Here is a 20,937-nt window from a genome sequence, read left to right as displayed (position 1 = left end):
ACAATATGACCGAATCCCACGATAACGCGGACTCGACAGCACAGAGTAACGAACAAGATTCAGTTGAGGAGCTGATCGAGAGTCATTTCGATACGTTCTCCGAACTCGCTGACTCTGACCTACCGATCTCAGAAGACGCCGAGAAAGCTATCGCACTAACCGACGGTGGGGAAGACCAGTGAGCTGTTCACACGTCGAGCAGCTCGCGCCGCAGCCGGGGCGACTCGTCAAGAAGTTGCCGGAACTCCAGCACGGCACTGGCGAGTTCCGTGTCCGCCTGTGCGGCGGACTCGATGATCCGGTTGTCCTGCTCGTTGACGGCGTCTTCGGTCGTTCGGTCCGCGGGAGCACCGCACCGCGGACAGAACTGAGCAGTCGGCTTGAGCGTCTCGCGACAGTTACCACACGTCTTCGGCTTCGAAGGACCGGTCTCGTCGTCCGCTTCCTCGACGTATCCGGTCTCGACACGAATTTTCTCGTTCCGTTGCCGGTCGGTGGTATGGTCGTAGGCTTGGAGCATTCGGTCGTCGTTCCAGCCGGCGATGTGTTGGATCTGCTGGGGCTGGAGTCCTTCTCGGGACAAGCGGGTGATTCCCGTGTGTCGGAAGTTGTGGGGGTTCACCGGCTTTTCGATGCCCGCACGGTCGGCGCAGATCTTGAGCATACTGCGCAACGCGTCGGTACTGAGGGCACACTCTTCGGGATTGTCGAAATCGTAGTTTCGGAGGACCGGCCAGAGTGGGGACTCGTCGCGCGGGTCAGGGTGGCCCTGGTTCAGCCAGGTGCGGAGTTCGGCAGCGCTCTGAAGGATCGGGTACCGCTTGTCTGGGGCACCCTTGTGACCGGAACCGTTCGGATTTGGAGTGAAGTAGGGGCGTTTGGTGTTGAGGTCGTGGACGTCCTTGACTCGAAGCTGAAGTGCCAGGGATGCGCGAGCGCAACTGTCGACCAGGAACTCGATGAGCGCCGGGTCCCGGTGGTTTTTGGTGTGCTGTTTCAGCGCTTCGATGTCCTCGGGTTCGAGAATTTGGTCTTCGTTGACTCGGCTGATGCTCTGGGAGGGTGTATCGATCCCCTCGTAGAAGCCGAATTCACCGTGTTCCGGTTCGTCGTTCAGCCACTCGAAGAAGACCTTGATAGCCGCCTTGTACCCCCTCATGCCGCTGCCGTTGGGTTCGAGTCCGTATCCGCCCTGATCCTTCGGCTTGGTGAGGGTCCGAATGAGATCGCGGTAATCGGATCGGTCCATCTCGACAAGCGGTACTTCAGCTCGGTCGGAGGCGTTTCGAAGACTACTGAGGTCCCGGTACAGGGTGTTGCGGGCCATGTCTTGGTTCCCCTGTCGCTCCATTCGAACGAAATCGTGGATCGCTTTTCGGTCGGATCCGTCGATTTCGCTCTCCTCAAGCAGTGTCCACTGCCGATCGAGCTTATTTTGTGTGTTGCTGGCATCGTCGACGTCCATCGTGTATTGCCTAACTCAAGACAGATATTAAGAGGTTTTGTATTAACAAGCGCCAGATGTTCGGCAACGAGTAGCGAACATCCACTCCTTTCCGTTCTTCTTCGACCCTGAGCGACTGCGTCGTACTCAGCAGTCTCCTACCGGGGGGAGTCGAAGTGACCGACTCGGACGGCTTCTTCGAGCAACTCGACGAGACCGAGGCGATCGCCGACGATTAACCGGAATCTATCGAAACACCGGTCGAACAGACGGAAGCGGACGCCCCCGCGCGGATGCGGATACAACGGCCGGCTCAACGTTCACCGAGCCACGACGACGTACGGGTACCTCCGGTACATCGCCAGCTGTCGATTCCGTCGGTGTAAATTCAAACGACACAGTATCGCGCCGAGTCGGTTCCTGACGCTTCGCGTCGACAACGGATCGAGAACTCGGCGTTAGGGGAGCGACCGGTCGGGTTCGGCCGCTATCGCCCGCGACTTCCGAGGCGTGACCAGATCGGGTTGTTCCGGCTGGTCGTCTTTCGCTCGGAGACGCACCGCTCGGCTCGATACCACCGAGACCGCCGGCCGCGGTCGCCCCGGCTATACGGCGTCGGACCGATCGCTCGCAGCGGCTTCGTCCGCCGCGTCCTCTTCGTCGTCGCTCATCTCCTCGGCAGCTTCTTCGACCTTTTCTTCGACGGTTTTCTCCACCGTCTCTTCGACTTTCTCGCCGACGGTTTCTTCGACGGTTTTCTCCACCGTCTCTTCGACTTTCTCGCCGACGGTCTCCTCGACGGTCTTCTCTACCGTCTCTTCGACTTTCTCGCCGACGGTCTCCTCGACGGTCTTCTCTACCGTCTCGCCCACGGTCTCTTCGACCTTGCCCGAGACCTCCTCGCTGACCGTGTCGCTGACGTCGTCGGCGACCTCGCCGACCTCCTTGTTGACGGTCTCGCCGACGCTCTTCTCGACCTCCTTGCTCACGGTCTCCTCCACCTTCTCGCCGACCGTCTCCTCGACGGTCTTCTCGACCTCCTTGCTCACCGTTTCGCCGACGGTCTTCTCAACCTCCTTGTTGACGGTCTCACCGACGGTCTTTTCGACCTCCTTGTCGACGGTCTCGCCGACGCTCTCTTCAACCTGTTTCCCGACCTGGTCGGCGACCTCGCGCGTCATCCAGTCCGGATCGAAGCGGGCCATCTTCCACACGACGTGGATCACGTACGACGCGAACACCCCGATCCCGAACGCGATCGCGACGTTGTTCACCTGCGTCGTCGCGATCAACACGATCGACAGGACGATCAGCGCGCCGTACGCGATGTCGGTCGCCGCGTCTACCCGCGCCGGGCTTACCATTCTCGGCCCTCCGTCTCCTCGTCGACCGCGCTCGCCCGCCGCGTGGGATATCCGTTCATACGGTTACCTTGCGAGCCCGCGGCGTAAAAGCCTCCCTCGTTGGGCGTCCGCGCCCCGCGCCCGGAGATCCGGAGCGCACCCCCGGAGATCCGGAGCGCACCCCCGGACCCGGAGCGCGACCCTTTTAGCCCGGATGGTCGAATCGAGCGTATGGACATCGAAGAGGGCGGACTCACCGTCTCCGTCCCGGAGGCTCGCGACGGCGCCAGCAAGGGCACCGGCGGCGGCGTCTTCTTCAACCCGACACAGGAGCTGAACCGCGACGTGACGGTCGCGACGCTGCGCGCCTACCGCGACCGCGAACCGCGCGTCGCCTCGTACCTCGACGCGATGGCCGCCTCCGGGGTCAGGGGGGTCCGCGCCGCCGCGGAGGGGTATCGGGTCACCTGCGCCGACGTCGACGCGGACGCGGTCGAGCTCGCCGCCACGAACCTCGACGCCAACGGCCTCGACGGCGAGGCGGTCCACCGCGACGTCAACGCCCTCCTGTACGACGAGGGGCCGTTCGACGTCGTCGATCTGGACCCGTACGGCACACCGATCCCCTTCGCGGACGCCGCGTTCGCGAACGGGCGCAACCTGGTCTGCGTCACCGCCACCGACACCGCGCCGCTGTGCGGCGCCCACCTCAACAGCGGGATCCGGAAGTACGGCGCGGTCCCGCGCAACACCGACTATCACCCCGAGATGGGGCTCCGAACGCTGATATCCGCCTTGGTGCGGACCGCCGCGCGCTACGACAAGGCGGCGACGCCGATCCTCTCGCACGTCTCCCGTCACTACGCGCGGACCTACCTCGAACTGGAGTCGGGCGCCCGCGCGGCCGACGACTGCCTCGACGGCGTGGGGTACGTCGACCACTGCGAGGACTGCCTCTGGCGCTCGGCGACGCCGGGGCACGTCGCCGACCCGGTCGACGCCTGCCCGGAGTGCGGGAGCGACCGCGTCCTCACGGCCGGTCCGATCTGGCTCGGCCCGGTCGCGGACGCCGACTTCGCGCGCGCCGTCCGCCGCGAGGTGACGGACGACATGGGCGAGGCGAAGCGTGCGCGCAAGCTGCTCGGGACGGTCGCTCGCGAACTCGACACCCCCACGCACTACGACCAGCACCGGCTGTACAAGGAGTGGGGCGAGCCTGCGATCGGGATGGACGAGTTCGTCGAGCGCGTCCGCGGGGCCGGCCACGAGGCGAGCCGCGCGCACTACCGTGGCACGGCGGTGAAGAGCACGGCGTCGATCCCCGAGATGCGCGAGGCGGTCCTCGGCGACAACGCGGACTGACGGGGCCGCGGCCGCGTCCGCCGCGAATTCCACCCCACGAGCGCCCGCCCGCGCCGTGCCCGGCACCCTCCCGCTTTTGTCGCGGTCGGTCGAAACGCGTGACGTGTCTCGACACTCGCGCACCGCGTTCGGCACGGTTCGGCGCGTCGCCGACCTCGCGGTCGACAGGCAGGTGACGTTCCTCGCGGCCGCCATCGCCTACTACGCGTTCGTCTCGCTCGTCCCCGCGCTCCTGCTGCTGGTCGTCGTCGCCACCGCCGTCTTCGGCGAGACCATCGCCGCCGAGCTGGTGGCGTCCACGGGCGAGTTCCTCACGCCGGCCGGCGAGGAGGCGGTCGTCGGGGCCGTCTCCTCGGCCGGCGGGCGGACCGGCGCGAGCCTGCTCGGGGTCGGGCTGCTGATCTGGTCGACGCTGAAGGTGTTCCGCGGGCTCGACACGGCGTTCGTCTCGCTGTACGGCGGCGAGGAGACGCCCAGCCTCCTCAAGCAGATCGCCGACGCCGCCTCGGTCGTCGTCGGCGTCGGCGTCGGCCTCGGCGTGATGGTCGCCGTGGGCGCGTTCGTCGCGGCCGCGGACGCGCTTCCCCTGATCGAGGCGGCGAGCGTCCTCGCCCTGCCCGCCCTCCTCGCGGTCGTGTTCCTCCCGATGTACTACCTCCTGCCGCAGCCGGCGATCGCCGTCCGCGAGGCGCTGCCGGGCGCGGCGTTCGCGGCGGTCTGCTGGACGCTGCTTCAGGCCGGGTTTCAGGTGTACGCCGCGGGCGCCGCGCAGTACGAGGTGTACGGCGTCATCGGCGGCATCCTCCTGCTGGTCACGTGGCTGTACCTCGCCGCCGTCGTCGTCGTCCTCGGTGGCGTGGTCAACGTGGGGCTCGCCGGGCGGGGGACTGGCGGCGACGACTCCGGGGAGGCCGGGGGCGGCGGTCCCGCCGCCGCGTTCGACGGCACCGACGACGCCGCGGACCGGCAGTTACAACAGGACCGCGACCGACCCACGGGTATGAACGGCGAGTCGGATCCCGAGGGGGACGACGGCGAACGGCCGCGCGGCGCGCCGGACGTCGCCGCCCTCGAAGCGGAGGTCCGGGAGCTGCGGTCGCAGCTCGACGAGTTCGAGGACGACGTGGAACGCCGGACGGTCGACAAACCGGAGGTCGAGTCGGAGCTGAAGCGGTACGTCCGCTCGCGGATGCGCCGCGGCCACGCCCGCGGCTGGGGCCCGTACCTCGTGCTGCTGTACGGGACCGTGCTGACGCTCGCCGCGTTGACCTCCCTCGACGGGATCTACGCGGTCGGCGCCATCGTCGTCCTCGGACTCTCGACGCTCGGCCTGTACACGATCTTCGTCGTCGTCGGTATCGGCCTCAACCTGATCGAAACGCCGGGGAAGGCGCTCGACTACGCCCGCCGCCGCGGCGATGACTGACCGGACGACGGACGCGTGACGGGACTCGTCGCCGCCGAGCGTGGGATCGGCGAGTTCGCCGTCGTCGACGCCCTCCCGGAGGCCGTTGTCGTGGTCTTCGCGGCAGTCACCCACCTCGCGGACCCGTGGCTGCTCTTCGCCATGCTCGCCGTCGGCTACTGGTTCGCGAGCGAGGGGGTCGCGGGCTCGCCGCGCCGCGCCGGCGCCACGGCCATCGCGGCCGTCACCTGCGCGTACGCCGCGACGGCGCTCGGCAAGGCGTGGTTCGCGGCCCCCCGCCCGCCCGGCGCGATGCCCCCGGCGGACGTGCCGACGTGGCTCCCCGCGCTCCTGTCGGGCTGGTACGAGGCGCAGGTGCTCTCGGACGGGTTCGGCTTCCCGAGCGGGCACGCCACCGGCGGCGCGGCGGCGTACCTCGCGCTCGCGCTGCTGTACGACCGGCTCTGGACCGACCGCGCCCGCTACCTCGCGGCCGGGGCGGTCGCCGTCGCCGTCGCGGCCTCGCGGGTCGTCATCGAAGTCCACTACCTCGTCGACGTGCTCGCCGGCCTGCTCGTCGGCGCGGGGACCGTCGCCGTTGCCCTGCGGCTCGCCGGCGACCCGCGGGTCCGCGGCTCGCCCGGCACGGACGCGGCGGCCGGACCGACCGCCGATCTGAACCCCGCACCGGCGTTCGCCCTCGCGGCGGTCGTCTCCGCGGGCGCGCTGGCCGTCGCCGTCGCCGGCGGGCACACGGGGGAAGTCGTCGAGGCGGGGATCGGGATCGCCACCGGTGCCGGGGGCGCGATCGGCTGGCGGTTCGTCGACGGCGAGGAGCCGTCGGTCCCGCCCCGCGTCGCCGTCCCCGCGCTCGCGGTCACCGGCGGCCTCTGGGTCGGCGCGTACGCCCTCGCGGGGACGCTGCCGGTGACGCTGGTCGCGACGACCGCCGCCGTGGTCGCCGTCGTCGCGCTCCCGGCGCTGTCCGGGCGGATCGAGCGGTCGCTCGCCGAGTGACGCGGCGTCGGAAAAAGTCCCGTCGCGGACCGCGGTCGGGGGCTACTCGACTCGGACCGGGCTCAGAACGTCTCCAGGTAGCGGTCCTCCTCCCACTGCGACACCTGGGTGAGGTACTCGCTGAACTCCTGAGACTTCGCCTCGGCGAACTTCTCGGAGGTGTGCGGGCCGAGCGCCTCCTGGAGCACCTCGTCGGTCTCCAGCTCCTCGACCGCGGCGCCGAGGTTCGGGGGCAGCGTCTCGATGCCGTACTCCTCGCGCTTCGCGTCGTCGAACTCGTAGATGTCCTCGCGGACCGGGTCGCCCGGGTCGGCGCCGGTCTTGATCCCGTCGAGGCCGGCGGCGATGAGCGACGCCATGCCGAGGTAGGGGTTACAGGACGGGTCGGGGCTGCGGACCTCGAAGCGCGCGGAGACGCCCGCGGCGTCCGGGACGCGGACGAGCGCCGAGCGGTTCGTGTCGGACCACGCGACGTAGATCGGGGCCTCGTAGCCGGGCACCAGCCGCTTGTAGGAGTTCACGGTCGGGTTCGTGACCGCCGTGAACGCGGGGGCGTGGTTCAGGATGCCGCCCATGAACTGGTAGGCCGTCTCGCTCAGGTTGAACTCGTCGGAGTCGTCGGCGAAGGCGTTGCCGTCCTCGTCGAACAGCGAGATGTGGCTGTGCATGCCCGAGCCGTTGATGTCGGCGATGGGCTTGGGCATGAACGTCGCGTGGAGGTCGTGCTGCTCGGCGACCGCGCGAACGACGGCGCGGAACGTCGCGATGTTGTCCGCGGTCGTGAGCGCGTCGGCGTACTTGAAGTTGATCTCGTGTTGGCCCTCCGCGACCTCGTGGTGGGAGGCCTCGATCTCGAAGCCCATCTCCTCTAAGGTGAAGATGATCTCCTTGCGCACGTCGGACGCGAGGTCCTTCGGGGCGAGATCGAAGTAGCCGCCGTTGTCGTGCGGGATGGTCGTCGCGTTGCCGTCGTCGTCCTTCTCGAACAGGAAGAACTCCGGCTCCGGCCCGATCGAGACGGAGTAGCCCATCTCCTCGGCCTCGGCGAGGACCGACTTCAGGACCTGCCGCGGCCCGCCGACGAACGGCTCGCCGTCGGTGTCGACGATGTCACAGATGAGCCGCGCCGCGCCCGAGTCGCCGTCGTTGCGCCACGGGAGCACCGCGAACGTGTCGGGGTCGGGGACGAGCCGCATGTCCGACTCCTGGATGCGCACGAACCCCTCGATTGAGGAGCCGTCGAAGTAGATGCCTTCGGTGAACGCCTTCTCCGCCTGGTGGGCGGGGACGGAGACGTTCTTCACGACGCCGAGGATGTCAGTGAACTGAAGCCGCAGGAAATCGACGTTCTGCTCCTCGATCTCGTCGAGTACCGCCTGTTCCTCGGCCGTGAGGCCGCCGTCCGGTTTCGCGTGTTCGTCCGTCATGTTCTGGACGTTTGATTCGTTATCTGCCAGTATAAAGGCCTTATCGCTTGGCGCATGAACCGCCGGACAGGCAAAACTGCTGGACGTTCGTAAAATTCTAAACCCCCGAAAGCGTGGTTAGGTGTGATGACGTACGAAAACCTCGACGCGAAGCTCATCAACTCGCTGCTCAGCAACGGCCGCGCGAGTCTCCGGAGCTTGGGCGACGAGCTCGACGTATCGGTGACGACCGTTTCGAACCACCTGCGCGACCTCGAAGAGGAAGGCGTCATTCGGGGGTACACGCCCGTCGTCGACTACGACAAGCTCGGCTACGACGTGACCGCCGTGCTCCAGCTCAAGGTCGAAGGGAGCGCGCTGCCGGACGTGACCGAGAAGCTGCGGCAGGAGAAACAGATGGTGAGCGTCTACGAGGTCACCGGGGATTACGACGTGATCGCCATCGGGAAGTTTACCGACACGGACGGGATGAACGACCAGATCAAGTCGATCCTCACGGACGCGGACATCCGGGAGTCGAACACGAGCGTCGTCCTCAACGCGGTCACGGAGAACGAGCAGTTCGACCTCGACGTCAAGGAGTAGTTCGGCCGCCGCCGGGGCCCTCTCCGCGCCGCCGACACCTCTCTTCGTACCGGCGCGAGCCGTCCCCGCGCTGCCCGCTGCCGGCTCAGTCTCTCCGCCGCTCCGCCGCCGCCTCCAGCGTCTCCACCGCCGGGAGCGGCTCGCCCGTCAGCGCGCGGATGTACGCGCCGCCCGCGATGGAGACGTGCGAGAAGTCCGCCTCGCTCAGCCCGTACATCTCGATGGCCCGCGAGGTGTCGCCCCCGCCGACGACCGAGAAGCAGTCCGTCTCCGCGATGGCGTCGAGGACGCCCACGGTGCCGTCGGCGAACCGCTCGTCCTCGAAGACGCCGAGCGCGCCCTTCACGAAGACCGCGTCGGACTCGCGGATCGCCGGCTCGTAGTCGGCGACCGTCGTCGCCCCCACGTCGAGGTACCCCGTCTCCTTCTCGCCGATGTCGTCGACGGGGACCTCAGCGCGCTCGCCGTCGGGACCCTCGTACGCAAGGTCGCTCGCGAGGCGGATCGCGTCGCCGCGCTCGTCGAGGACCGACTCGATCAGCTCGCGGTTCCGCTCCCACTGCTCGTCGAAGAGGTCCATCTCGCCCACGTCGCGGCCGACGGGGTGACCCGCGGCGCGGAGGAACAGCTCGCCGGCGACGCCGCCGAGGAGGAAGCGGTCGACGCGGTCGTCGAGGGCGTCCATTACGCCGATCACGTCGGTCGCCTTCGTCCCCCCGACGACCATCGTGACCGGGCCGTCGAACTCGCGGGTCGCGATCGCGGTGTTCGCCTCGTACTCCGTCTCCATCACGCGGCCCGCGTACGCGGGGAGGACGAGCGGGAAGCCGACGAGCGAGGCGTGCTTCCGGTGGGCCGCCGAGTAGGCGTCGTTGACGTACGCGTCGAACAGCGGCGCGAGCGTCCGGACGAACTCCGTCTCGGCCTTCTCTTCGGGCGACGCCTCCGGAAGCTCGTCGTCGCACATCCGCGTGTTCTCGAGCAGGAGGATCTCTCCCGCGTCGAGCGCGTCGATCGCCTCCAGCGCCTCGTCGCCGTACGTGTCGGCCACGAACCCAACGTCGCGGCCGACGCGGTCGGCGAGGATCTCGGCGTGGCCGCCGAGGGACGTGAAGTCGTCGCGACCGGGTCGGCCCTGATGGGCCAACAGGACGACGCGGTGTCCCGCCTCGGCCAGCTCGCGGACGGTCTCCGCGTGGCGCTCGAAGCGGCGGTTGTCCTGCGGTGTTCCGTCCTCGATGGGCGAGTTGAGGTCCAGTCGGACGAGGACGCGCGAGTCTGCCGAGAGGTCGTCGAGGGTGTTGAACGCGGGCATGGGTGAGGAGTCGTCGATGAGCTCGTTAAGCGGTTGCGCTCCGGGGGAACGTTGCCGTCCGAAGGTCCGTCCCGTCGAACGGGCGGTGCGTGTCGAGCGCGTCGGTCCCGACGCGCCAGACGAACCGGCCGTCTACGCCTCGTCGTGGACGTACGCGGCCATGTCGAGCAGCCGGTTCGAGAAGCCGTACTCGTTGTCGTACCAGGTGAGGATCTTCAGCAGCTTCCCGCCGGCGATGACGTTCGTCGACTGGAGGTCGACGTAGCTGGAGAACGGGAGGCCGACGATGTCGGAGGAGACGACCTCGTCGTCGGTGTAGCCGAGAACGCCCGCGAGCGGACCGGAGTCGGCGGCTTCGCGGAAGGCGGCGTTGACCTCCTCCTCGGTGACGGTCTCGTCGAGGCTGACGACGAACTCGGTGAGGGAGCCGGTCGGGACCGGGACGCGCATCGCCATGCCGTCGATCTTCCCCTCCAGCTGCGGGAGGACCTTCTGCGCCGCGCCCGCGGCGCCCGTCGAGGTGGGAACGATGTTCTCGGCAGCCGCACGGCCGCGGCGACGCTTGCTCATCGGGCCGTCGATGAGGCTCTGCGAGCCCGTGTAGGCGTGGACGGTGGTGAGGGTACCGGCGTCGATGCCGAACTCCGCGTCGAGCACCTTCGCGACCGGCGTGATGGAGTTCGTCGTACAGGAGGCGTTCGAGATCACGTCGTCGCCCTCGTACTCGTCGTGGTTGACGCCGTAGACGAGCTGTTTGACCGGCTTGTCGCCCTTCGGGGGCGCCGAGATGATCACGGTGTCGGCGCCGCCGTCGAGGTGCGCGCTCGCGTCGTCGCGGGTGCGGAAGACGCCCGTACACTCTAGGGCGACGTCGACGTCGAGCTCGTCCCACGGGAGGTCGGCGGGGTCCTGAACGTTGAACAGCGGGACGGCCGTGTCGCCGACCGTCAGCTCATCGCCGTCGCGCTCGACGCCGTCGAGACGACCCATGACGGTGTCGTACTTCGCGAGATACCCCATGTCGTCGAAGTCCATCACGTCGTTGATCCCGACGAGTTCGATCCGCGGGCTCTCTAACACCGCGCGGAACACGTTGCGCCCGATGCGACCGAAGCCGTTGAGCCCCACCCGCACGACCTCGTCGTCGCTCACGTCGTCACCGGCCGCCAGATTCGATTTACTCATATTCGAAAAAGCCGAGCCGCAACTACTTAAATCCGGCCCAGTCGCGGCGAGACCGTCATAATCGTTGGAATTTGTTACGGCCGGTGTCGCGTTTCGCGGCCGAGGGCCCGCGACGGCGGCCGCTCGTCGTCCGCCGGATCGCTGCTTTCCCGCGGCGGATAGCGGCCGATACGGCGACCGACAGAAGGCTTATCGGGGTCACCGACCTCACGGAAGGTATGGACAGAGACGACCGCGACGATCCGTTCGGAGACTTCTTCGAGGAGATCGAGCGGATGATGAACGAGATGGCCACCGGCGACGCTCCGTCGGCCGACGACGCCGGGTTCGGCTCCGACACCCACGTCGACGCGTACACCACCGAGGAGTCGGTGCGTCTCGTCGCCGACCTCCCCGCCGTCTCGAAGGAGGACCTCTCGCTCCGCTGTGACGGCGACGCGCTCACCATCTCCGCGGTCTCCGACCGGCGCGAGTACGACGAGACGGTCGACCTCCCCGCGCCCGTCGACGAGCACTCCGCCGACGCGACGTTCAACAACGGCGTCCTCGAGGTCTCGTTCGACCGCGACGAGGACAGCGCGTCGATCGACCTCGTCTGAGCCGGCCCGCCTCCCGGGGCTCGCTCGCTCTCCTCACTCCTCCTCGGCGGTCCGCCGGACGAGCGCCGCGAACCGGTCGTAGAAGCCGTCCTCGTACTTCGTCGCGGCGTCGACCGTCGGCCGCGCGTTCGTCTCGTTGACGACGAGCCGGTCGTCGGTCGCGAGCAGGTCGACGCCGAGGTAGTCGATCCCCAGCGCCGCGGCCGCGCGCTCCGCGAGGTCGCGCGCTCGCGGATCGAGGTCGACGCCGCGAGCGGTCGCACCGCGGTGGACGTTGTGTTTCCACCGGCCGGCCGCGAGCGCGTCGGCGTCGAGTTCGCGTTCCACCGCCCCGGCGTACGCGCCGTCGACGACCATCGCGCGGTAGTCGCGCGCGTCGGGAAGGTACTCCTGAAGCAGGAACGACTTGTCGCCGGTCGCGCGGTAGTCGTGGATCAGGTTCAGGTAGTCGACGACGCCCAGCAGCGAGTCGAGGTCGGTCGCGGTCGCGACGCCCACCCCGCGGGTCGCGGAGTTCGGCTTCACGACGACCGGGTAGGAGAACTCGCTCGCGGCGTCGACGACGACCGACTCGTCGACGGGGTTCGACACGAGCGTCGTCTTCGGCGTCGGGAGGCCGGCGGCGGAGAGCGTCGCCAGCACGCCGGCCTTGTTGCGCGAGGTCACGACCGCGTCGCGGCCGTTCACCCACGGCACGCCCAGCCGCTCGTCGACGACCGCGCCCTCCATGAGCCGGGTGGGGTAGACGAGGCCGACGTCGAAGTCGGCGAACTCGTCGGGGTCGCCCGCGCCGTCTCGCGCCGCCGCGCCGCCCGAGACGCGCAGCGCTCGCTCTTTCGCTCGGACGTGACCGACGTCGATGCCGCGGTCCGCGAGGGGCCCGCGCACGCGCTCGAACGTCTCCGCGTCGGTGGTCATCGCGAGCCGGAGCATAACCGTGTTGGGGGCCGTTCGGACTTAAAAACGGCGCGAGCGGAACGACGGCAGCGACGCGTTCCGACGGCCGGTGGCGCGTGCCTCGCGGCCGGGGACTCGGAGGCGTTCACCGTCGATTCGCAGTCTGATACGTACGAATAAGCGGTCGAGGTGTCGGCGAGGTCTCCCGTCGATACGCGCGAAGCGACCTATTGGAGGTGGCCTTCCTCGCGGAGCTGTTCGGCCTCGCTCTTCTCGTAGCGCCACGAGATGTCGGCCTTCTCGTCCTGCCAGTCCCACGGCTCGACGAGAACGATGTCGTCTTCGCGGATCCACACGCGCTTTTGCATCCGGCCGGGGATGCGCGCGGTCCGCTGTTTCCCGTCCGCGCAGCGCACCTTGACGCGGTTCGCGCCGAGCATCTCGACGACCTCCGCGAACACCTCGTCGTCGTCGGGCATCCGGAGGTCGTTCCGACCGCCGCCGTCTCCGTTGCTCATGCGTACGCGGTGATACGCGCTCGCAGAAATAAAAGGGCCGCTCTCCGCCGGGACCGAAACGGCCCTTTTACCTCCGGGGACCGCCGAGGCGACGACATGCGTGACACGCTCGGACTCGAAGGCATCGCCGGCGTCCTCGTCGTCCTCGTCGGTATCGGTATCCTGACCCTCCGCGATCCGGTCGTCGCCGGCGCCCTGATGGTCGTGCTCGCCGGTCTCGCGCTGATCGCGAAGGGGCTCGTCGACACCGCCATGCGATCGTTCGGGCTGAAGTGAACCCTCGGCGGCGGTCCGACCGACTCCGGACGAGCGGCCGTCCGCTCGACGCGGCGTTCACCGTGGTCCCGAAAGAGTCATAATCGCCGACCGTCCCTCACCGGGTATGGTCGAAGTACCTGCCGTCGCGGTCGAACTCGTCGAACTCCTCGCCGCTGCCGTCGGCGCCGGCGCGGCCGCCGCGGTCGGCGTCGTGCTCGAACAGTTCGGGCTCTCCGCCGTCTCCGGCGGCGATCTCGTCCTCGGCGCGTGGGCCGTCGGCATGGGACTGATCGCGCTGTACGTCGGCCTCGTCGGTCTCGGCTACGAGCAGGCGCTCCCGCGGCTGCGCCGCCTCGCGAGCGGCGAGTAACTCACAGGTCCCCGTCCGCGGCGAGTTCGCGCACTCGATCGGCGCGCTCGCGGATCGCCGCCCACTCCTCGTCGTCCTTCTTGTCGACGTGCGAGTACATCAGCCCCATTCGCCCGGTGCCGCGGAGCGTCTCCTCGTTCTCCTTCAGGAAGTCCCAGTAGAGCGCGTTGAACGGGCAGGCCCCGTCGCCCGTGGTCCGCGAGACGGCGTACGGGCAGTCGGCGCAGTGGTCGCTCATCCGGTTGACGTAGCTCCCCGAGGAGGCGTACGGCTTCGAGGAGAGCACGTCCGTGCCGAACGACCCCATCGCGACGACGTTCGGCGTCGTCACCCAGTGGTAGGCGTCGACGAAGCCGAGGTGGAACCACTCGTTCACGTCGGCGGGGTCGGCGCCGTACACGAGCGCGAAGTTCGACAGCACCATCAGCCGCTCGATGTGGTGGGCGTAGCCGAACTCGCGGACGTGCCCGACCGCCTCCGAGAGACACCGCATGTCCGTCTCGCCGTCCCAGTAGGCGGGGGGAAGCTCCCGGTCCTGTTCCAACTGATTCGCCTCCGCGAGCTCCGGCATCGCCTCGCGGTAGACGTGGCGCATGAACTCCCGCCAGCCGATCACCTGCCTCACGAACCCTTCTACGGCGTTGAGCGGGACGGGGGCGGGCTCGTTGCCCCCGGCCGCTCTGCCCCCGGTCGCTCCGTCCTCGCCGTCCGCCGCGTCCCCGCCGAACTCGTCGAGCGAGGTCGCCGTCCCGCCCGCGTCGCCGTGGTCGTCTGGGTCGTACGCGCCGGGCTCGACCCCCCGCTCCTCGTAGGCGCGCTCGACCGCCCGCACCGGCTCGCGCGGGTCGAGCAGTCCGAGGTTGATCGCCGGCGACAGCAGCGAGTGCGAGAGGAACGGCTCGCCGCCGACCATCGCGTCCTCGTACCGTCCGAACGCGGGCAGCCCGTCGCGGACGAACCGGTCGAGCGCCTCGCGGGCCTCTGCCCGCGTGACCGGCCACGCGAACCCGTCGAGCGCGTCGTTCCCCCACGTGTCGAACCGGTCGCACACCCACGCGTGGGTCTCGCGGGTCAGCTCGTCCGGCTCGAACGTCGGCCGCCCCGGCGGTTCCCAGTCCTCCGGCGGCGTCTCCTGATTCAGGTCGTCGTAGTTCCACTCCCCGCCGACCGGCTCGCCGTCGTCCATCAGCACGCCCGTCTCGCGACGGACGTGCCGGTACCAGTGCTCCTGCCGGTAGGTGCGCTCCGCGGCCCCGTCGGCGCCGATCTCGGTCCCCTCGTCGCCGGCCCACTCGCGCCAGTCCGCCGGCGTCGTCCAGAACAGCTCGTTGTCGACGAGTTCGAGGGTGCCGCCGCGCTCGGCGACCAGCCCGCGGAGCCGCTCGCCGGCGCCGTGGCTCGCGGGGCGCATGAGCCGCAGGCGCGGCCCGTCGTCGTCCTCGCCGTCGTTCGCCTCGGCCGCCCGACCGGCGAAGAACTCGTCGAGCCCCTCGCCGAACGACTCCGCCTGAACGTACGTCACGTCGTGGCCGCGATCGCGGAGGTCGTCGCGGAAGTGCCGCATCGCCGAGAACACGAGCGTCAGCTTGTGGGCGTGGTACGGCTTCCGGTCGGCGAACCCGTGCGCTTCGATCAGGAGGACCTCGTCGGCCGCGTCGAGGGCGTCGAGGTCGGGGTTGAGCTGGTCGCCGAGCAGCCAGCAGGTCGTCCGGTCGCTCACGGGACGAATAACGGTCCCGAGTCTCATAGCTCCGGCGGCGTCGCTCGGCCGCGACCTCCCGGAACGACGCGTCACCCGCGGACTTTTGTCGGCCCCCCGTGTCGGGCGAGCCATGGACGAGATCCTCACGAACTGGCTGCTCGGCCTCATCGCCGCCCTCCTCGCCGTGCTGGTGCTCGACTCGACCGGACAGTCCTTCCTCGCGCCGCTCTCGCCGGTCGCGAACGTGCTCGCGCTCGTGACGTTCCTCGCGTTCGTCATCCTCACCGGGGCGTTCCTCGTGTACACGGCGTCGTTCCGGGACCTCTGATCCCCGCCTCGGGCCGAGCCCGTCGCTGCCGCCGCGCGTAGCTTTTTGTTCCGCCTCGAACTGGTGCGCGTATGGAGTACACCACGCTCGGCTCCACCGGCACCACCGTCTCGAAGATCTGTCTCGGCTGTATGAGCTTCGGCGACCCGGACTGGCGCGAGTGGGTGCTCGACGAGGAGGCGGGCCGCGAACTCGTCGACCGCGCCGTCGAACTCGGCGTGAACTTCTTCGACACCGCCAACATGTACTCGAACGGCGCGAGCGAGCGCGTCCTCGGTGACGCCCTCGGCGAATACGACCGCGAGGAGTTCGTCGTGGCCACGAAGGGGTACTTCCAGATGGACGAGTCGAACCCGAACTCGGGCGGCCTCTCCCGGAAGGCCATCGAGCAGGAGCTGTCGAACTCCCTCGACCGGCTCGGCATGGAGACGGTCGACCTCTATCAGATCCACCGCTGGGACGACGACACGCCGATCGAGGAGACGCTCGCCGCGCTCGACGACGCGGTGCGACGGGGCGACGTGCGACACGTCGGCGCCTCCTCGATGTGGGCCTACCAGTTCGCCGAGGCGCTCCACGCGAGCGACCGCGAGGGGTACGAGCGGTTCGCCACGATGCAGAACCACTACAACCTCGCCTACCGCGAGGAGGAGCGCGAGATGCTCCCGCTGTGCGAGAAGGAGGGAATCGGCGTGATGCCGTGGAGCCCCCTCGCGCGCGGCTACCTGACGCGCCCGCACGAGGAGGTCGACGCCACCCTCCGCGGCGAGACCGAGGAGCACCTCTACGCGCACCCCTACCGCGAGGGCGGCGGGCGGGCGGTCAACGAGCGAGTCGAGGAGCTCGCCGCGGAGAAGGGCGTGAAAATGGCGCAGATCGCGCTCGCGTGGCTGTTCCACAAGGAGTGGGTCGACACGCCCATCGTCGGCACGACGAGCGTCGAACACCTCGAAGACGCGGTCGAGGCGCTCGACGTCAACCTCTCCGATTCCGACGTGGAGTGGCTCGAAGAGCCGTACGAGCCGGTCCGCGTCTCCGGTCACGAGTGACGGCGGAGCGCGACTCCGGCTGCGCGCTCGGCGACCTAAATCGTGTTTTAGGAATATGTCGATAAGCCATTTGTATGCTAGTGAATGCCACACTCATATGGCCGACGACACCGACAGAACCCCGACCCGGTCGAGGACGGAGTACGCTCGCACCCGGATCCGGTGTCCGAACTGCGGCGACCGCGTGCCTGCGGCCGGCCGGGACACGGACTCGGCGGAGTGCCCGAACTGCCACCGGCTGATTCGGACCTGACGCCGGCTCGGGGCCGCCGGCGGAGCGCCGGTCCGACACCGCCGCCCGCCGGCTATTTATAAACACACCGTCGCGGGCGCCACGACAACCCTTTTCGGCGGCGCCGCCGAACCGTGGCGCATGGCAGACGACGACGCCACCGACCCCGAGAACGGCGAGGGCGGCGAACAGAGCGACGGCGACGACGGCGAGGAGAAGTCGTTCCGCGAGCGCGTCGAGGAGATCCGGGAGCGACGCGAGCAGGAGCGCGAGGAGGGCGACCGGCCCGACCCGGAGGAGATGATGGGCGGCGGCGGCCCGCCGGGGATGGGCGGTGGCGGCGGCGGCAACCCCTTCGCGCAGATGATGTCCGGCATGATGGGCGGCGGCGGCGGCCCCGGCGGCGCGGGCGGCCCGCCCGGCATGGGCGGCGGTCCCGGCGCGGGCGCAGAGCAGGGCGCCCGCGGCGACGACGGCGGCAACGAGGAGCTCGTCCGCGAGGTGCGCCAGCTCCGCGACGAGGTCCGCGACGCCACCCGCCAGCTCCAGCGCATCGCGCAGGCGCTCGAAGACGACTGAGCCGACGGTAATCTCTTTCGGTCCCGACCCCTTCACCTGACCCGAACAGTGTCACGCTCGTCTATCGACCGGTAGTGAACGCGCGCGGGAGCGTCAACGACCCGCAGAAAACCGCGCCGTCGACCGCCCGCTACCGACGTTCGCGCCGCCCGGCTAACACTCCGACCAGCCGCACGACTCGCACGTCTTACAGCCCTCGGAGTAGTAGAGGTTCATCCCGCCGCACTCGGGACACTCGGGCGACTCGCCCGCCGCGATGAGCTGCTGGGTCGAGTCGTCGGCGCCGGCCGCGTCGTCCTCGCCCGTCGGAGCGGTCCCGCTCGGGGCGCCGGTCGCCGCGCCGGCGTCGACCGCGCCGCCGTCGGTCTGGCTCGGCGGACTCGCGCTCGACGCGGCCTCCTCGACGTCGTCGAGGCTCTGCTGTTGAGGGATCCCCTTGTCGACGTCGTCGTCGAGGTAGCGCCGCAGCGCGGTGCCGATGGCGTCCGGGATCGACTGGATCTGCTCGCCCTTGTCCCAGGCGACCTTCGGGCTCCGGGTGCCCTGGAGCTCGTCGACGATCTCCTCGGGGTCGACGCCGGAGCGCAGCGCCGTCGAGATGACCTTCGCGAGCGCCTCGGTGAAGGAGTTGGTGTAGCCGCCGGAGTGGCCGATGTTCGCGAACAGCTCGAACGGTCGACCGTTCTCGTCCTCGTTGATGGTGACGTACAGCTTGCCGTAGCCCGTCTCGACCCGCTGGGTGACGCCCGACAGCGAGTCGGGGCGCGGGCTGCGCTCGCTGTAGTCGATCCGGGGCTGCTCGGTCGCTTCGAGCAGGTCCGCGACCTCCGCGTCGATCGCCGCGCGGACGTCCTCGTTGTCGAGGAACGCCTCGACGCCGCCGAAGACCTCGTTGATCTGCTCGACGATGGTCTCCGCGGCCTCGCTCTCGTCGGCGAACTCCGTGTTCTGTGCCCGCGTCGTGAGCACCTGCTTCGAGCGGGTGCCGTCGCGGTAGTAGGTGACGCCCTTCCCGCCGTTCTCGTAGATGTACTCGAAGACCTCCTTGGCGTCGCCCAGCGTCGAGTCGTTGGGCGCGTTCACGGTCTTCGAGATGGCGGAGTCGACGCCCTTCTGACAGGCGACCTGGACGCCGGCGTGGTCCTTCGCCGAGAGGTCGCCGGTGACGACGAACAGCTCGCCGATGGCGTCCGGGACGGTGTCGAGCCCCTCGACGCCGTCGAACGCGTTTTCGGCCATCTGCGCCTGCGCCTCGCGCTTGACGGCCTCGACGTCGACGTCGTTGGCCTCCAGCGTGCGCAGGAAGTAGTCGTCGAACTCGACGAGCATCTCGTCGCCCTGGACGTCGTCGGAGACGTTCTTGTAGTAGGCGACGTTGTAGATCGGCTCGCAGCCGCCGGTCGTGTTGCCGATCATCGACGTCGTGCCCGTGGGGGCGATCGTCGTCGTGTTGTGGTTCCGGATCGGGAAGCCGTCCGCCCACTCGTCGGCGTCGAGCCCGGTGAAGTGCTCGAACCAGTCGCGGTGCTCGGTCGGGTTCGCGTACTTCGAGTCCGCCCAGTCGTTGAACGTCCCGCGCTCCTCGGCGAGATCGTGGGAGGCAAGCTTCGACTCGTGGTTGATGTGGGTCATCAGCTGCCGGGCGATCTCGTTGCCCGACTCGGAGCCGTAGCGGACGCCGAGCTGGACGTACAGCTGCGCGAGCCCCATGATTCCGAGCCCGATCTTCCGCATGTCGCGGACCTTCTCCTCGATCTCGTCGACCGGGAAGTCGGACATCGTGACGACGTTCTCGAGGAAGCGGGTGCCGTACGCGATCCGCTCTTCGAACTCCTCGAAGTCGATCGCCTCTTCGAGGAACGCCTCGACTGCGGCCGCCTCGGAGTCGTACTCGTCGGCGTGCTCGTCCGACCAGACGCGCCAGTCGGGCGCGTCGAGGTCCGCGAGCGTCGAGAGGTTGATGTGGCCGAGGTTACAGGCCTCGTACTCCTCTAACGGCTGCTCGCCGCAGGGGTTCGTCGCGAGGATCTGGTGCTCCGGGTGCTCCTCCACGTCGAAGGAGTGCTCCTTGTTGATCCGTTCGAGGTAGACGACGCCCGGCTCCCCGTTCTCGTGGGCGCCCTGGATCATGTGATCCCAGATCTCCGCCGCCGGGACGGAGAGCTCCTCGCCGACCTCGACGTGCTCGCCGAGCCCGAACATGTCGTAGAGCTCCTTCGTCTCCGGGGTGGCGACGTGGGGCTCCTCGGTGCGGGGGTTGGTGAAGGTGAACTCCTCGTCGTTCGCCAGCGCCTCCATGAAGTCGTCGGTGACGCCGACGCTGATGTTGAAGTTCGAGAGGTGTCCCTCGACCGCGTTCCGGAGGTGCTCGGGCACCTTGCCGTCCTCGTCGATGAGCTCGCGGGCCTCCTCCAGCGCGTCCGCGAAGGAGTTGTGCGTGAAGTCGTCGGGGTCGTTGAGCCGCAGCGAGTGGGCCAGCGAGACATCCTTGTTCTTCGCGTGGATGAACTGGATCACGTCCGGGTGCGAGATGCGCATGACGCCCATCTGGGCGCCGCGGCGCGCGCCGCCCTGCGCGATCGTCTCGCACATCTGGTCGAACGTCCGCATGAACGTGATCGGCCCGGAGGCGATGCCGCCGGTGGAGCCGACGGAGTCGCCGTACGGCCGGAGCTTCCAGAACGCGTACCCCATGCCGCCGCCGGACTGGAACACCTCGGCCGCCTCCTTGGCGGTCTGGTGGATGTCGGTGATGTCGTCGCCCGGCGAGTCGACGAAGCAGGCGGAGAGCTGCTGGAGCTCGTCGCCGGCGTTCATCAGCGTCGGGGAGTTCGGCATGAAGGAAAGCGACTCCATCCCCTGTCGGAACGTCTCGGCGGTCGCCTCGACGTGGTCGCGAACCCCGTCGGGGAGCTCGGGAACGACCGTCTCGTACGCGAACTTGTTGACGTTGTGGGCCGTGAGCGTCGCCTCCGCGTCGTCGTCGGCCGTCGTGCCCGCGCCGAACACGTCCTCGGCGAGCTCGTCGCGCCGCGGGTGGTCGGGCTTCAGCTGGTCGGGCGTGACGGTGACCTCGACGCCCTGGTTTTCAGCCTCGAAGACGGCCTCCGCGAGCGCGACGTTTCGCGCGACGCGGTCGAAGAGTTCCTCCTGGTCTTCGATCGGTTCGCCGTCCGCGTTCTTCCGGAGGTAGCGCGCGGGCAGGATGTTCTGGTAGGCGTTGCCCGTGAGGCGCTCCTCCATCGTCTCGCCCGTGGTTCGTTTGATCGGCAGTTCGACTCCGTCGGCGGAGACGCCGTCGCTGCTCATTCGGCGGCCACCC

20 protein-coding genes are annotated in these 20,937 nt (G+C 68.8%); 11 read left to right on the top strand and 9 right to left on the bottom strand.

Annotated features, from left to right (window positions below; genetic code table 11):
* Window positions 1-187: 187 nt before the first annotated feature.
* Both EXE41_RS04705 and EXE41_RS04700 read right to left on the bottom strand, forming a co-directional pair.
* Window positions 188-1,465 (bottom strand): site-specific integrase, encoded by a 1,278-nt coding sequence (locus EXE41_RS04705; protein WP_137690401.1) that lies wholly within the window; start codon window positions 1,463-1,465, stop codon window positions 188-190.
* 584 nt (window positions 1,466-2,049) lie between these two features.
* Window positions 2,050-2,808: a hypothetical protein gene (locus EXE41_RS04700; protein WP_049930207.1), complete on the bottom strand. Its 759-nt coding sequence runs from the start codon at window positions 2,806-2,808 to the stop codon at window positions 2,050-2,052.
* Window positions 2,809-3,018: 210 nt separating this feature from the next.
* On the opposite strand from EXE41_RS04700, the gene EXE41_RS04695 reads away from it, so the two are divergent.
* From EXE41_RS04695 to EXE41_RS04685, 3 genes are all read left to right on the top strand, one after another.
* Window positions 3,019-4,149 (top strand): tRNA (guanine(26)-N(2))-dimethyltransferase, encoded by a 1,131-nt coding sequence (locus tag EXE41_RS04695; RefSeq protein WP_049930208.1) that lies wholly within the window; start codon window positions 3,019-3,021, stop codon window positions 4,147-4,149.
* Window positions 4,150-4,252: 103 nt separating this feature from the next.
* A complete protein-coding gene (locus EXE41_RS04690; RefSeq protein WP_137690400.1) occupies window positions 4,253-5,575 on the top strand; it encodes a YihY/virulence factor BrkB family protein in 1,323 nt (440 codons plus the stop codon).
* A gap of 15 nt (window positions 5,576-5,590) precedes the next feature.
* A complete protein-coding gene (locus EXE41_RS04685; RefSeq protein ID WP_049930211.1) occupies window positions 5,591-6,571 on the top strand; it encodes a phosphatase PAP2 family protein in 981 nt (326 codons plus the stop codon).
* Between the two features lie 62 nt (window positions 6,572-6,633).
* Here the strand turns inward: EXE41_RS04685 and glnA are convergent, their stop codons facing one another.
* Window positions 6,634-7,998, bottom strand: a complete 1,365-nt coding sequence (gene glnA, locus EXE41_RS04680) for a type I glutamate--ammonia ligase (RefSeq protein WP_086216099.1) — start codon at window positions 7,996-7,998, stop codon at window positions 6,634-6,636.
* 126 nt (window positions 7,999-8,124) lie between these two features.
* On the opposite strand from glnA, the gene lrp reads away from it, so the two are divergent.
* Entirely contained in the window at window positions 8,125-8,583 is a 459-nt protein-coding gene (lrp, locus tag EXE41_RS04675) for an HTH-type transcriptional regulator Lrp (protein ID WP_008441157.1), read from the top strand.
* A gap of 85 nt (window positions 8,584-8,668) precedes the next feature.
* Here the strand turns inward: lrp and EXE41_RS04670 are convergent, their stop codons facing one another.
* Entirely contained in the window at window positions 8,669-9,898 is a 1,230-nt protein-coding gene (locus tag EXE41_RS04670; protein WP_089308355.1) for a phosphoglycerate kinase, read from the bottom strand.
* A gap of 132 nt (window positions 9,899-10,030) precedes the next feature.
* Window positions 10,031-11,083: a type I glyceraldehyde-3-phosphate dehydrogenase gene (gene gap, locus EXE41_RS04665; RefSeq protein ID WP_049930217.1), complete on the bottom strand. Its 1,053-nt coding sequence runs from the start codon at window positions 11,081-11,083 to the stop codon at window positions 10,031-10,033.
* A gap of 218 nt (window positions 11,084-11,301) precedes the next feature.
* Between gap and EXE41_RS04660 the strand changes: the two genes are divergently transcribed.
* The gene (locus tag EXE41_RS04660) at window positions 11,302-11,682 is read left to right on the top strand and encodes an Hsp20/alpha crystallin family protein (protein ID WP_049930219.1); all 381 of its coding nucleotides are present in this window, start codon (window positions 11,302-11,304) and stop codon (window positions 11,680-11,682) included.
* A 33-nt stretch (window positions 11,683-11,715) separates the two neighbouring features.
* Here EXE41_RS04660 and EXE41_RS04655 read toward each other — a convergent pair whose 3' ends face one another.
* A complete protein-coding gene (locus EXE41_RS04655; protein WP_086216096.1) occupies window positions 11,716-12,615 on the bottom strand; it encodes a RimK family alpha-L-glutamate ligase in 900 nt (299 codons plus the stop codon).
* Window positions 12,616-12,806: 191 nt separating this feature from the next.
* Window positions 12,807-13,097 (bottom strand): translation initiation factor eIF-1A, encoded by a 291-nt coding sequence (gene eif1A / locus EXE41_RS04650; protein ID WP_004597376.1) that lies wholly within the window; start codon window positions 13,095-13,097, stop codon window positions 12,807-12,809.
* Window positions 13,098-13,193: 96 nt separating this feature from the next.
* Here eif1A and EXE41_RS04645 point away from each other — a divergent pair, with 96 nt between their 5' ends.
* Both EXE41_RS04645 and EXE41_RS04640 read left to right on the top strand, forming a co-directional pair.
* Window positions 13,194-13,373: a hypothetical protein gene (locus tag EXE41_RS04645; protein ID WP_049930222.1), complete on the top strand. Its 180-nt coding sequence runs from the start codon at window positions 13,194-13,196 to the stop codon at window positions 13,371-13,373.
* A 106-nt stretch (window positions 13,374-13,479) separates the two neighbouring features.
* The gene (locus tag EXE41_RS04640) at window positions 13,480-13,725 is read left to right on the top strand and encodes a hypothetical protein (protein ID WP_089308354.1); all 246 of its coding nucleotides are present in this window, start codon (window positions 13,480-13,482) and stop codon (window positions 13,723-13,725) included.
* Between the two features lies 1 nt (window position 13,726).
* Here EXE41_RS04640 and EXE41_RS04635 read toward each other — a convergent pair whose 3' ends face one another.
* Window positions 13,727-15,445 (bottom strand): cryptochrome/photolyase family protein, encoded by a 1,719-nt coding sequence (locus EXE41_RS04635; RefSeq protein WP_089308353.1) that lies wholly within the window; start codon window positions 15,443-15,445, stop codon window positions 13,727-13,729.
* A gap of 112 nt (window positions 15,446-15,557) precedes the next feature.
* Between EXE41_RS04635 and EXE41_RS04630 the strand changes: the two genes are divergently transcribed.
* From EXE41_RS04630 to EXE41_RS04620, 4 genes are all read left to right on the top strand, one after another.
* A complete protein-coding gene (locus tag EXE41_RS04630) occupies window positions 15,558-15,755 on the top strand; it encodes a hypothetical protein (RefSeq protein ID WP_049930226.1) in 198 nt (65 codons plus the stop codon).
* A 71-nt stretch (window positions 15,756-15,826) separates the two neighbouring features.
* Window positions 15,827-16,804 (top strand): aldo/keto reductase, encoded by a 978-nt coding sequence (locus EXE41_RS04625; protein WP_137690399.1) that lies wholly within the window; start codon window positions 15,827-15,829, stop codon window positions 16,802-16,804.
* A 97-nt stretch (window positions 16,805-16,901) separates the two neighbouring features.
* Window positions 16,902-17,057 (top strand): hypothetical protein, encoded by a 156-nt coding sequence (locus EXE41_RS19210; protein WP_176450687.1) that lies wholly within the window; start codon window positions 16,902-16,904, stop codon window positions 17,055-17,057.
* Window positions 17,058-17,177: 120 nt separating this feature from the next.
* Complete coding sequence (locus EXE41_RS04620) at window positions 17,178-17,615, top strand: hypothetical protein (protein ID WP_086216092.1); 438 nt, start codon at window positions 17,178-17,180, stop codon at window positions 17,613-17,615.
* A 153-nt stretch (window positions 17,616-17,768) separates the two neighbouring features.
* Here the strand turns inward: EXE41_RS04620 and EXE41_RS04615 are convergent, their stop codons facing one another.
* Window positions 17,769-20,924 carry an adenosylcobalamin-dependent ribonucleoside-diphosphate reductase gene (locus EXE41_RS04615; protein ID WP_089308351.1) on the bottom strand — a complete coding sequence of 1,052 codons (3,156 nt, stop codon included), beginning with the start codon at window positions 20,922-20,924 and terminating at the stop codon, window positions 17,769-17,771.
* Between the last annotated feature and the right edge of the window lie 13 nt (window positions 20,925-20,937).

It is taken from the genome of Halorubrum sp. SD690R, assembly GCF_005435035.1.
Lineage (GTDB): Archaea > Halobacteriota > Halobacteria > Halobacteriales > Haloferacaceae > Halorubrum > Halorubrum ezzemoulense.
This window is presented reverse-complemented; position numbering and strand designations above follow the sequence as displayed.